This is a genomic window from Methylomonas sp. 11b, assembly GCF_000515215.1.
GTDB lineage: Bacteria > Pseudomonadota > Gammaproteobacteria > Methylococcales > Methylomonadaceae > Methylomonas.
Genome location: NZ_KI911557.1, coordinates 168,957 through 180,972, shown reverse-complemented (window position 1 = coordinate 180,972; position 12,016 = coordinate 168,957). Strand labels below are relative to the sequence as shown.

General features: G+C 46.0%; 13 protein-coding genes. 9 read left to right on the top strand and 4 right to left on the bottom strand.

All coding sequences use genetic code 11. From position 1 onward, the window contains the following. Nucleotides 1–111 precede the first annotated feature (111 nt). Together METH11B_RS0100870 and METH11B_RS0100865 are read right to left on the bottom strand one after the other, a co-directional pair. Nucleotides 112–855 (bottom strand): hypothetical protein, encoded by a 744-nt coding sequence (locus METH11B_RS0100870; protein WP_026600344.1) that lies wholly within the window; start codon nucleotides 853–855, stop codon nucleotides 112–114. A 128-nt stretch (nucleotides 856–983) separates the two neighbouring features. Then, nucleotides 984–1,637 carry an SOS response-associated peptidase gene (locus tag METH11B_RS0100865; RefSeq protein ID WP_026600343.1) on the bottom strand — a complete coding sequence of 218 codons (654 nt, stop codon included), beginning with the start codon at nucleotides 1,635–1,637 and terminating at the stop codon, nucleotides 984–986. A 152-nt stretch (nucleotides 1,638–1,789) separates the two neighbouring features. Here METH11B_RS0100865 and METH11B_RS0100860 point away from each other — a divergent pair, with 152 nt between their 5' ends. From METH11B_RS0100860 to METH11B_RS0100835, 5 genes are all read left to right on the top strand, one after another. After that, nucleotides 1,790–2,299, top strand: a complete 510-nt coding sequence (locus METH11B_RS0100860) for a LexA family protein (protein ID WP_026600342.1) — start codon at nucleotides 1,790–1,792, stop codon at nucleotides 2,297–2,299. Further along, nucleotides 2,300–3,580, top strand: coding sequence for a Y-family DNA polymerase (locus METH11B_RS0100855; protein ID WP_026600341.1), 1,281 nt, complete (start codon nucleotides 2,300–2,302; stop codon nucleotides 3,578–3,580). Nucleotides 3,581–4,117: 537 nt separating this feature from the next. After that, nucleotides 4,118–4,471, top strand: coding sequence for a hypothetical protein (locus METH11B_RS0100850; protein WP_026600340.1), 354 nt, complete (start codon nucleotides 4,118–4,120; stop codon nucleotides 4,469–4,471). 630 nt (nucleotides 4,472–5,101) lie between these two features. Next, nucleotides 5,102–5,533: an IS200/IS605 family transposase gene (gene tnpA, locus METH11B_RS0100840; RefSeq protein WP_026600339.1), complete on the top strand. Its 432-nt coding sequence runs from the start codon at nucleotides 5,102–5,104 to the stop codon at nucleotides 5,531–5,533. Between the two features lie 171 nt (nucleotides 5,534–5,704). Beyond that, complete coding sequence (locus METH11B_RS0100835) at nucleotides 5,705–7,087, top strand: hypothetical protein (RefSeq protein ID WP_026600338.1); 1,383 nt, start codon at nucleotides 5,705–5,707, stop codon at nucleotides 7,085–7,087. 99 nt (nucleotides 7,088–7,186) lie between these two features. On the opposite strand, the gene METH11B_RS0100830 is transcribed toward METH11B_RS0100835, so the two are convergent. Continuing rightward, entirely contained in the window at nucleotides 7,187–8,113 is a 927-nt protein-coding gene (locus tag METH11B_RS0100830) for a phage exclusion protein Lit family protein (RefSeq protein WP_026600337.1), read from the bottom strand. Nucleotides 8,114–8,413: 300 nt separating this feature from the next. Here METH11B_RS0100830 and METH11B_RS0100825 point away from each other — a divergent pair, with 300 nt between their 5' ends. Then, nucleotides 8,414–8,956, top strand: coding sequence for a hypothetical protein (locus tag METH11B_RS0100825; protein WP_026600336.1), 543 nt, complete (start codon nucleotides 8,414–8,416; stop codon nucleotides 8,954–8,956). A gap of 209 nt (nucleotides 8,957–9,165) precedes the next feature. Here METH11B_RS0100825 and METH11B_RS0100815 read toward each other — a convergent pair whose 3' ends face one another. Continuing rightward, nucleotides 9,166–9,627: an AAA family ATPase gene (locus tag METH11B_RS0100815; protein ID WP_269319463.1), complete on the bottom strand. Its 462-nt coding sequence runs from the start codon at nucleotides 9,625–9,627 to the stop codon at nucleotides 9,166–9,168. Between METH11B_RS0100815 and tnpA (METH11B_RS25940) the strand changes: the two genes are divergently transcribed. The 3 genes from tnpA (METH11B_RS25940) to tnpC are packed head-to-tail and all read left to right on the top strand — an operon-like array spanning nucleotide 9,616 to nucleotide 11,961. Then, complete coding sequence (tnpA, locus tag METH11B_RS25940; RefSeq protein WP_231499560.1) at nucleotides 9,616–10,023, top strand: IS66-like element accessory protein TnpA; 408 nt, start codon at nucleotides 9,616–9,618, stop codon at nucleotides 10,021–10,023. The genes METH11B_RS0100815 and tnpA (METH11B_RS25940) overlap by 12 nt on opposite strands. Continuing rightward, complete coding sequence (gene tnpB, locus METH11B_RS0100805) at nucleotides 9,999–10,349, top strand: IS66 family insertion sequence element accessory protein TnpB (RefSeq protein ID WP_026600333.1); 351 nt, start codon at nucleotides 9,999–10,001, stop codon at nucleotides 10,347–10,349. Before tnpA (METH11B_RS25940) ends, tnpB begins: the two co-directional genes overlap by 25 nt. A 31-nt stretch (nucleotides 10,350–10,380) precedes the next feature. Next, nucleotides 10,381–11,961, top strand: a complete 1,581-nt coding sequence (tnpC, locus tag METH11B_RS0100800; protein ID WP_026600332.1) for an IS66 family transposase — start codon at nucleotides 10,381–10,383, stop codon at nucleotides 11,959–11,961. Nucleotides 11,962–12,016: the final 55 nt, after the last annotated feature.

Genomic DNA, 12,016 nt, shown 5'->3' with positions numbered 1-12,016 from the left:
AAAGCCGGGCTGCGAGGATTATTGCTTGTTAAAAAGTCACTCAGTGGTGCGATTAGTGCGCCTTCGAGAGCTGCAGCCACAAGCATCATGATTGACTCGTCGGAAAAACAACTAAAGATCGCATTCCCAAAGCAAAAACCCATCGACAACATCCTGCGTTGATCGGTGACGTTGGGCGTTGATCAGCGACATGAAGGACTCATTCAGAATCTGCAATGCTTCCGGATCGTCGGCATTAACGTATCGGCTTGATCTTCCCTGTCCGTTCTTGCACCTCTCAGGCTGCCAATTTTGCGGATAGGAATTAACTTGATAGCCATGGCTAGCCAGTATCTCGGCAACAAAGGGTTCTCCGCTTTTGACCGTCCACTTAACCTTTTTCAATGTGTGCAGTCCACCCAGCAAAACCAATATCGGCTTTTCGCGCGAGAACTCGGACAACCGATTGGCCATATTTACGTCGCGGTCTTGATCGGCGTCAATGGCCTCGATGCCCAAGCATGGAAATTTCGATTTGAGCGTGACCAGATAATCAATCAGTTTTCGCAGTCCAGGATGATCGATGGCATACGGTATTTTAATCTCCGCTACCTGTGTTTCACCCTGGGTTACAGCATCGATGACGGGTTGTTGATTGCGGTTAATTTCGAGTCCGACAGTCAAGCATTGATGTCTTTCCAGGGTCGCATCAACCAGACGCGCGAAAAGCTGTGTTGATTCCGGTCTTTGGTGGCTTTCGCCGATGATGACAATGTTGCCGGGTTTGATATTGTCCTGGATAGTCGAGAAATCATTCGACCATCCAAGACTGGGTAGCAATACAACATAAATACCAAACCAGCATCTTTTCAGCATCTAAATGGCTCCTAAGAAATAAAAAGGCGTGTTTTATTAGCCTTGTCTACCGATAACACCTCCGTTAATTTCAGTAGAGCAGAATGAATAAGATTCAGCTTTGAACGGCCAAACTACATGACCAGAAGTTATTCAATACACCGCTCATCATCATGCCTTGGATTGTTTACATAATCGCTGATCGGTGTTGTAGTCATATCAGCGTACGCCTGATTATCCAGTAATTGAAACACGTCATTGTCAGTGGCGGATTTATCCAACCAATCCCGGTAATGGTTTACAGGCATGATCACCGGCATACGTTCATGAATCGGTTGCATCAGTTGCGTTGCAGCGGTCGTGATGATGGTACAGGAATAGAGTGTTTGCGCTTCGTGCTCCCAATGTTCCCAAAGTCCAGCAAAGGCAAATAACTGATTGTCTTGCCGGTGGATATGAAACGCTTGTTTATGCGTTTCCAATTTCTGCCACTCATAAAAACCTCTTGCGACGACTAAGCTGCGTCGCTTATGGAAGGCAGCACGAAAACTGGGTTTCTCTCTAATGGTTTCTGCTCGTGCGTTGATGAGGTGATGGCTGTGTTTATCATCTTTTGACCATGACGGCACTAACCCCCAAAACAGGTTTACCGATTTTAGCGATTTATCGTCTAGCTCAACGATGCACAGGATTTTTTGCGCAGGGGTAATGTTGTAGCTAGCTTGAAAGCGAGGCAAGCGTGGCAACTCAAAATGTTCAGCAATGCTTTCAGGGGTTGCTGTGAGCTGATAACGACCGCACATTGCCCATGCCTCCGTGATAAATGACTGACGTTATTAAACGTCAGAAATGCGTAACAACCAAACTCATTGAGCAATAAGAACAAATACAAAACAATTCCGTTTTTGAGGTACACTGCTTGCCCTCATCAGAACCACGAATTTGGGATATAAGCATGAGCGTCATTTCTATATCAAGCTATCAACCACGCAATACGAAGCCATTGATTAGTGCTGCACTATGGTCTGACGATCTGGAACTGCCGATTCTGGAACCTCAACAGCAATTGAGTACGATTGAATTGCCGTTATTCACGTCTAAAGTGCCTGCGGGTTTTCCATCACCGGCTGATGATCATTTGGAATCGACGATAGACCTCAATCAACATTGCATCAGCAATCCACCAGCCACCTTCTTCGTTAAAGTAAAAGGTCATTCCATGACCGGTGCAGGCATCAATGATGGTGATATGTTGGTGGTAGATCGTTCTTTACGTCCAAACAACAATAGTATCGTGGTTGCGGTGATCGACGGTGAAGTCACCGTTAAAGCGCTAGATACGACTACCGATGAAATTTGGTTGCGATCAAAAAATCCCGACTATCCTGATTTCCAGATTAAAGAAGGCATGGAGTTACATATTTGGGGTGTGGTCAAAAACGTGATTCGTTCGCTACCGGTATAGATGACTTCAGCACCCATATTCGCGATTGCGGATTGCAACAATTTTTACGCCAGCTGTGAAAGAGTCTTTCAGCCAAAACTGAACGGCAAACCAGTGGTCGTGCTGTCTAATAACGATGGCTGCGTGATTGCCAGAAGTAATGAAGCCAAGGCTTTGGGCATCAAAATGGGTGCCGCTTATTTCAAGATTGAGCAGTATGCCAAGCAAGAAGGCATTGCGGTATTTTCTAGCAACTATGCGTTATACGGCGACATGAGTCAGCGTGTGATGCAGATTTTATCTAGCTTTGCACCGCGATCTGAAGTGTATTCCATTGACGAATGCTTTTTGGATTTTACCGGACTGCCACAAAACCTGACGGAATATAGCTTAGATATTTGTGCGATTGTAAAGCAATGGACAGGTATACCGATTTCCATTGGCGTTGCGCCAACTAAGACCTTAGCGAAGTTAGCCAATCGGTTAGCGAAAAAAGGTCATTCCAAACATGGGCCCGCTCTGGACTGGCGCGATATTGCTGATCCCGATGCAGTGTTAAAAACCATTGCGCTGGATGACCTTTGGGGTATTTCCAGGCGCTGGAAAGATAAGCTCAATCAAATCGGTATTCATCATGCGCTAACACTGAAACAATCTGATCCAAAACAGCTACGTCAACATTTTGGTGTAGTGATGGAACGGATTGTGACCGAGTTGAACGGTATTTCCTGTATTGCCTTAGAAGAAATGCCCGCACCGAAAAAACAGATTCTGACCTCGCGCAGTTTTGGTGAACGGTTGACTGATTATGATGATTTACGCGCAGCGGTCACGCACTTTGCCACACGGTCTGCGGAAAAATGCCGACAACAGCGATTGACCACGCACGTATTGACGGTGTTTATTCATACCAGTCCGTTTGATACCCGCAATCCGCAATACTCCAACAGTGCGACCATAGCGTTTGATCGTCCAACCAATGATACCTCGCAATTGATTGCAGCCGCTCAACAAGGTTTGAAGCGGATTTTTAGACGCGGCTTTTCTTATCAACGTGCCGGTATTCTATTGCCTGACTTATGGTCAGCAAATGTCGCGCAGCTGTCGTTATTTGACAGCGGTGAAAACAACCTGCGATCTGATCAGCTGATGACCGCACTGGACGACATTAACCGCAAACATGGTAAGCGTAGTGTTTGCTATGCGAGTGAAATGCTTAGCAAGCGCTGGCAGATGCGGCAGGAATTCAAATCGCCGTCCTACACCACCAATATCAAGGAACTGCTGACGGTTCAAATTTGAAGAAAATCTTATGCATTTGTAAGCGCTATTTCGATCCTCACCCGACATACGTTTTTCGCCAATGCAGACGCAAGCCCAAGCATCTAAGAGTCTTGCTTCTTCGAAGACGACTATCTATCTAGGCCTCCGGCAGCAGGCCAAGAGTTGCCGAAGAATAATCTATGATCTTTGACTGCAAACTAGCTCATTGGCACCAATGATTTGGCTTGGTGTTGGGTCAAAAATCTAATCTATTATTGAAAGCCCAAGCGTTATGTACGGAATATTACGTAAGATTAAGATGACTCGAACGCCTGACTTAGGGATGTGGTGACAGTTAACAGGTTAGCTTTACGTTGGGCGTCACACACGGACATGAGGCATCGAACAATCATTGTATTGGTGACGCTGCCCATGGTCGTCGCTATCGGTACCTATGTTCGAACCTTTGATCAGCTGCGATTCTCCGATAGCACGTAAACATAGCCTGAGTTGGGTTACGCTATCCTTATTTATGCCTTTGAAAAAAACCGATCAAAATAAGTTGGAGTAAATATTGTGTCCCGTGAAATTTTACAGGCGATAGCTGATATTTATAAACGGCATGACCCGGAAGATGCCGATTTTTATACGTTGGAATGGGTGCAAGACAAGTGTTCTTATTTTTACAAGTCGCCAAAAGAATTGCTGGCAATTTTGCAAATGAGCCAAGACCGGGGGATCAACACTGAAGGTGCGCTGTGGTCAAAAGAAGACGGTTTAGCAGCCCATCGCGAGATGAAGTATAACGGACCAGTTGATGCATATTCTTACGAGCTAATGGAGAAAAGCGGTGAACTGGCTAGACTAGAGGCTGCTTGTAAGGCTGAGGAAATTGCGAGGAAGCTAGCCATTGAAAGCTTGCAGTGCTAATGCGGGTAGTAGCGAAAGCCCACTCCGGACTTTGCTAGCCGAAATGTAGTTCTCCGCATTATGGTCGGCAGCAGCAGCCCATTTTTGCCTCTCGCACCTCTCCAAGGCAGCCAGTCGGCGAAGTTAGACTCTGTGAGCCGCAGAGCCACAAAGCCGCCGTTGGCGATCTCAACCTATCGGCCAAAAGCCGACTACCGCAATTAAATCGATTCTGCCCGGTTTAGTTTGCATAGCAGCCTGTGGATGGCAACCATTCATTGAAATCGGCAAGATCATTCTATTTTGCTACTTGCGAAATTGCATGCTACTTGCACACCTGAGATCACAGGAATTGCACACTAGCTGTTTTTCTTGTTGCACACCGAAATCACTGACTTGCGCACTCATTGAAATTATCAAAAGCAGGCACAGACAATGAGTAAAATGATAGTTGGTTGACCGGCAAAAACCGACCCTTTTCAGTCTATCGCTCCATTTGACACATTTGATTGAATGGCAGCAAGATAAAGTTAACAAATAATGAGAAATCCCCCGGCTTTGCCGGGGAGACAGCAAAAGTTTGACATTTAGAGGAGTCCATCAAGACACTCGTGATCGTGAACCGCCAAGTACACGACAGAGGAGAACCTGATGGACGAGAAAGAAAGCTTAAGTCACTCAAGATGGGAGTGCAAATATCATGTTGTATTTATCCCCAAATGTAGGCGACGAACCTTGTATAAGGAATTGCGTAAACATTTGGGTGAAGTCTTTCGACGACTAGCGAGTCAGAAAGAAAGTCGAATTATAGAAGGTCATTTGATGCCGGATCATGTGCATATGTTGATTGCGATACCGCCGAAGTATGCGGTTTCACAAGTCATTGGCTACATCAAAGGGAAAAGTGCTATTCATTTGGCGCGTGTCTATGGAGAGAAGAAGCGTAATTTTGTTGGGCAACATTTTTGGGCGCGAGGTTACTTTGTGTCGACGGTTGGTTGGGATGAAACGATGATCCGGGAGTATATTCGCCACCAAGAACAAGAAGACCAGCGAATTGAACAAATGACTCTTTGGAACTGACGCCCCCTTTAGGGGGCTATTAAATTAGGGCCGCGTTAGCGACCCTCTTTACCGCTTTGAGCGGTTCACTACATAAAGCCCCCGGCTTTGCCGGGGGATATTTACTTCGTCACTCGTTGTTTGCTCAAATTACAAAATGCTTCCGTATTCCTTATTCGTTAGGCCCTTATAGTGAAAAAGAATTTTCCACCATTTGGTGGTTACGATGATCCTGATGTTAAACGTGCGTTCAAATGGATGATAAGTTTTTTGGATAACGCCGAATGGCGGCGAAGGACTGAACAAATTGAAGCCCAGCTAGAGGTAAATCTAACTCCTCATACATCACGAGAAACAGCCACCCCATACAAATCCAATTCAGTAATTGATGATCGTATCGGCTGGTATTTATATTTGATTGATACTGTACTTCATAATCCAGTGAAATATGAGCCAACTCAAGGGGCTCGGATAGTTCCCATATTTAAACGACTTGGAGCCGACCTTGATCAACTTAAGGACATCAAACACGTCGATGATCGAGTCGAACGGATGTTGACAAAGGAGAAACAACAACCTGATGGAGCATTATTTGAGCTTCTAGTTGGTTTGATCTGGAAACGAAACGGAGCAAATGATGTTGAATTTCTTAACGAAGCCCCACCCGAAAAGCAACCCGACCTTAAAGCGTCAATAGGGAAAAACACCTGGTATATTGAGTGTAAACGACTAAATAAAAGCTCTGAATACAGTCAAAATGAAAGGCAAAAATGGTTGAGAATGTGGTCGATAGCGAGGGACATCCTATACGACAGACAATACGATGTAGTTTTAGATGTTGTCTTTCATGTTGAACTTAGTTCGCTTCCAGATGATTTTCTTGTCAAGGAGTTATGCGGAAAACTTGCATTGGTTAATCCACCATGCACTATTATTTCAAACGAAATCTGGGACGTTTCAATTGCTCCAATTGACTATGATTCAATTAGAGAACATTTATCGCGTTTCTTGGTTAAATACCCATCGGATCAAATAATCGAACTGATTGGGGGAAGACGTGAACCGAACCGAGGGTTCACACATCTAGTCAAAGGACGGTTCAAACGATTAGGTGATGAAATCGGGAATAACCGTTTTCTTGATGAGGTGTCTTTTGCTGTAGCTGCTTACTGGAGCTGCGACGCCGAACGAGCAGTAGAACGGAAGGCGAGAGATATTCGGGGACACCTTGCCGAAGCTGTTAAGCAGCTTCCAGCAAATAAACCTGGAGTCGTGCATATAGGCCTAGAAACGCTTGACGGTGGCCTTGTTGAAATTGAACGCTATAAACGAATATTTAAATCTGTTTGTGAGTTCGATGCACGGGGTAAAGACCTCCGTTGGGTATATTGCCATTTATTTCAGTCTTATGCTCCTCCATCTGACTGTTGGATTATCGATGAAACAGTGTATTTCTTTAATAGAATTGATCAGTTTGGTCTTGAACCAATACCAAATAATTCTGCAATCGTGATGAAAGATGACGATACGGAGGCCAACAAACTGCCTGTTCATTGGTTGCGGCCAACTCCATAATGACAGCCGCCTATGTATAAAATTCAAAATTTAAGACAAAGCTGAGATTGGAAATAATCTGTAAATGGCTGAAAATGGATGGTATTCAAGACCGACTATTTAAACCAATTCTACTAAAAACATGGTCAATTCCTTGGCACTCATTGGCTCAGGATTAAATGAAATGTGTTTCATTCTGCATATGCCAATCAGAACTGCCGCCGAAAAACTCCAAAAGTGGCTGTTATCTTCAAGTTGCGTATTAAAAATAATAGACTTTATGCGTTCAGCCACGGAGAAATAATCACAGTTACCACCACGATCCCATACCGGGGTTATTTCATGTAGTATGAGAACCGCTAAGACGAATGACATCGACCGTCTTTGTAAGACAGTTTGATAATCAAATGATTTAGAGCTTGCGTAGGTTGCAATCTTGGCCGTTAAAAACTCTCTAGCCCATACATCGCAGGCCAGCTCTTCTTCTGCTCGCACATCATGCCGTTCTCCATTTTGATCAAGCATTACATGACGGAATTCGTGGAATAATGCAAATCCTAGAGCTGAAGTTGTTAAATCATATGCAGCTTCATATTCAACGTCATCAATATCGTCACCAGGTGATGATATTTTTGGAATGTCTGGTGGCCAAATATCTTCTATAGAACTATTGCCTTCAATAAACAATTCCGCAGCTTTTATTCTTTCTTTATAAGTTCGCTCTACATCATCTAGTCCCTCGTCTTTTATTAGTTCATCAAATATACGATAATTAAACGAAGCGGCTGTTATGACTGATGGGATATAAGTTTCAATCGCTTTCCAACCTGAAAAGCCAATCAACCAAAATACATCAATAATTTTTAAGTCAACTCTAATCTCGCTGCGCGTGGCTTCTAGTGTTAGTTTATTATTATTTTTTATGACAATCTTTGGATTGTAATGCTCCCAAAGCTTCAAGACTTCATCTTTTCGCTCTGGAACTACGCCTTTCATAAGTTCAATAAAACATTGCTTAAATTTTTCTTGTTGTTCGAGGTCACTCATATTGATTATCAGATTTCAAAAATAGTTTATAAGTAAGGGGGGACTAAGACTAGCCGCTTGCAATCGAAAACCCGCAAACCTGCAATCAGCGCAATTTCAGACCGGAATTATTTGCAACTGAACCTGCAATCATTCGCTCCGACCTGCAATCATCCGCCGTAAACCAAGATTATTTGCAACTGACATATGTCGTTGGCCATTGGCGGCAGCCGGCCAAAAAGCCGCCATTAATACAGCGGATTTTAACGAATAGTCTACACTTTGTTTGTAAAACACACATATCAAGGAATTTCAAACAAAATGAACCCATTAGCGTATTTGACTATTAGTATAACAGCAGTATTCGCAACTTATTTTTTAAGTCATAGAAATAATTTGAAAGTTTTGGGCGAGAAAAGAGTAACCGAGATTCGTAATGCATCTTGCGATCTTATTGAAGCGTGTCAAAAACTATATTATGCAAATGACACAAGGTACAATCAGCTTCATATTCCCCCAGTAGGAACGGTTACTAACGAGGTGCGTCTTGAAATATTAAAACAATGCGAACATTATCAAGCACATGTTGTTTCATCCGCATCAAAATTACGATTACTATTTAAAAGTGATGATAAGGACTATAATAACCTTGAATTGTTGATTGTAAAACTCATTGAAGGCTGTGACTTAAAAGACTTCAATAATGGAATGAATATTCAAAATAGAAATAGTGCTGAAAATGAGCTGCTAGATTTTCTTAGAGACTTATTGGATAGATATTGGAATGAAATATCTGAATCAGAATTAAATAAGGCACTTATTTATATAAAATCGAAGCTACATCCACAAAAAGCAATTTCTTAATAAAAAGTCTCTTAGCCTTTTTCGGTGAGTAAAAAAGGGTATTCTGATCGTCTCTTATGGATCGATTGCGACAATTCGCAGCTTCCAAAAGCCCTCATTCGCTACTGGCGCAATCATATCGGAATTGGTGGCGGTTTTGCGACCGGAATCGGTGGCTGTTTTCAATAGGAATGGCTGGCTGTTTTTGGTCGGAATACGCACTAATTGTGTTACCGCTCCAATCGAACTCTCAGACGTCGCGCCCGTTCCCGAAACGCCGCTTCGCCTCCTTCGAGAATTTCACAAACGACACTCCTAATCTCGGCGTTCTCAAGCCCCCCCGACCAATAAGAAATCTGCGGCAAGGCTTTGTGAGGGTGAGGCCCCGCCTCCGCAATAATAATTTGATCGGCATTTGTGTTGATTACGAGGTTCGCATTATGCGTAACAATGATCACCTGACGGTGCGACTTAGCTTCGATGAACAACTGCACTAATTCGTCAAAGACCGATTTCGGATCGAGGTTCTCTTCTGGCTGGTCTATGAGAAGAGGTCGGTCGTCTTTGTCATCCAAACCGAGATAGAGAAGCAAGAGAACGTAAGCGATCTTTTGACCGCGTCTGTATAAGCAGACCGAAAGGAGTGAAGATAGTGTCCACTTATCACAAGGTGGACACCTATGAAGGAGCACAGCACGCGAATATCGCGGCCATTAATCGTGGGGCACGGGCGAGACGGCCGTTGTCTTTATGATCCGGAAGCCAAGCGGGAGTTGGTAGAAGTTTGCTTGCAACCGGGTATATCGGTAGCCAAGGTCGCGCTGGAATACGGTATCAATGCCAATCTGCTCCGCAAGTGGATGGGGCATTACCGTGAAACTGGCCATGCTGGTCGGAACAGTTCATTAGCATTGCCGGCTTTTGTACCCGTTCAGTCGCTAAACGTTGAACAATCGGTTGAGTCGATATTCAGTGCGGAGCTACCCAACGGCGTTAAACTTGCGATGCAGTCTGTCGCACTCAGCGATCTGCCGTTGATTTTGAGGGCGTTGGCCGAACTACCATGTTCCGTTTCGACGCCGGATTGAAGGTCTACCTGCACCGCGAGCCGGTCGATGGCCGCAAGGCGATCAATGGTTTGGCATTGCTGGTAGAACAAGCCTTAGGCTTGAATCCGTTCGAACCTGCCATTTACGTATTCAGCAATCGGCGCCGAGATCGGATCAAACTGCTGTTGTGGGATCGCACCGGATTTTGGTTGATGATCAAGCGGCTGGAGACGGATCGGTTTTGTTGGCCGAAAGAGGCCCCCGTGGTGACTTTAACGGTCGAACAACTGCACTGGCTATTAGCCGGTATTGATCTGGCGGCGATGCGACCGCATCCGGCGCGAATCTATACAAAAACCAGCTGAAACAATGACTTAAATCGCGTAAAATAGCGGCATGACGACCACAATCACGCTGTCCGCTGACGAATACCAAGCGTTGTTGTCCGACCACCAAACCTTGCTGGCCGAACAACAACGACTGACTCAGCAATTGCGGTTAGTGATCATTGAGCGTGATTTATTGAAAGAACGCGTAGATGCGTTTTTGCATAAGCTATATGCCGCCAAGTCCGAAGCGCGGGCCAATCCTGCCCAACACGATCTATTCCTGAACGAAGCCGAAGCCTTAGCCCCTAACGGTACGCCGGCGGCCGAGGAAAGCACTCCCGAAACGGTTGAGGTGGCTGGTCACAACCGCAAAAAGCGCGGCCGCAAACCACTCGACCCGCATCTGCCGCGCGAGATCGTGCGCCATGAACTGCCGGAAGCCGAACGCATCTGCGGCTATGACGGCGCGCTCTTGGTGGAAATCGGTGCGGAAATCAGTGAACAACTCGACATCGTGCCGCAACAGGTGCGGGTGATTCAGCATCACCGTATCAAATATGCCTGCCCCTGCTGCGACAACAGCCTTCGGGTCACGCCGGCACCGGCGCGCATTATTCCCAAAGGCTTGCTGACCGAAACCGCATTGGCCTGGGTGGCAACCGCCAAATACCAGGATAGTCTGCCGCTGTATCGGCAAGCTGCGCTGTTGAGCCGGTTCGGCGGCGATCTGTCGCGTAACACCCTGGCGGCGAGCATGGTGCGGGTTGGCCATGCCGTGCAACCTGTCATCAACTTGTTGCGCGACCATCTACTCGATGCCGCTCTGATCCTGGGCGACGAAACCGTGGTTCAAGTACTCAAGGAATCCGGGCGCGCCGCGCAAAGCAAAAGTTACTTGTGGGCACAAATGACCGGTTCCGGGCCGCCGATCCGCTTGTTCAGCTACACGCCGGGTCGCGGCGGAACGCATGCGCAGCCGCTGTATGAAGGCATCAAACCCGACGCGGTACTGATGAGCGACGGCTATGAAGTGTATAACGCCATTGCGGCGGTGCGCGGTGTCATTCACCTCGGCTGTTGGGCGCATGCACGCCGCTATTTTGTCGAAGCCGAAGCGGCCATCCCCAAAGCCGCGCGTGGTCCGGAATCACTGGCGACACAATTTATTGCCGCGATCAGCGAGTTGTATGCCATTGAAGCCAAGGCCAAAGACCTGAGCGTCGAACAACGTGGGCAACAACGACAACGGTTAAGTCAACCGGTATTGGCTAAGATCGAAGGCTTGCTGGTAGAGCATCTGCATGCGGTCACCCCCGGCAGTTTGCTAGGCAAAGCCTTACATTACCTATCGTCGCAATGGCCCAAACTGATTCGTTTCATCGATAACGGTGCTTGGCCTATTGATAACAACCTCTGTGAAAACGCCATACGCCCGTTTGTCGTAGGACGCCGCAACTGGCTGTTTTGTGACACAGTGGCCGGCGCCCGTGCCAGCGCCAATCTCTATTCGCTGATCGAAACCTGCAAGGCTAATCGTATCGACCCATACACCTATCTGGTCGATCTGTTCCGAAAGCTCCCCACGGCGAAAACCGCTGAGGACTTCGAAGCATTGTTGCCTTGGAGGCTCGCCGATCAAACGGCTTAATCACTTTCTAATTGCCAGGACATTATCCAATTCAGTTCAAGTACGTCGTTCGAAG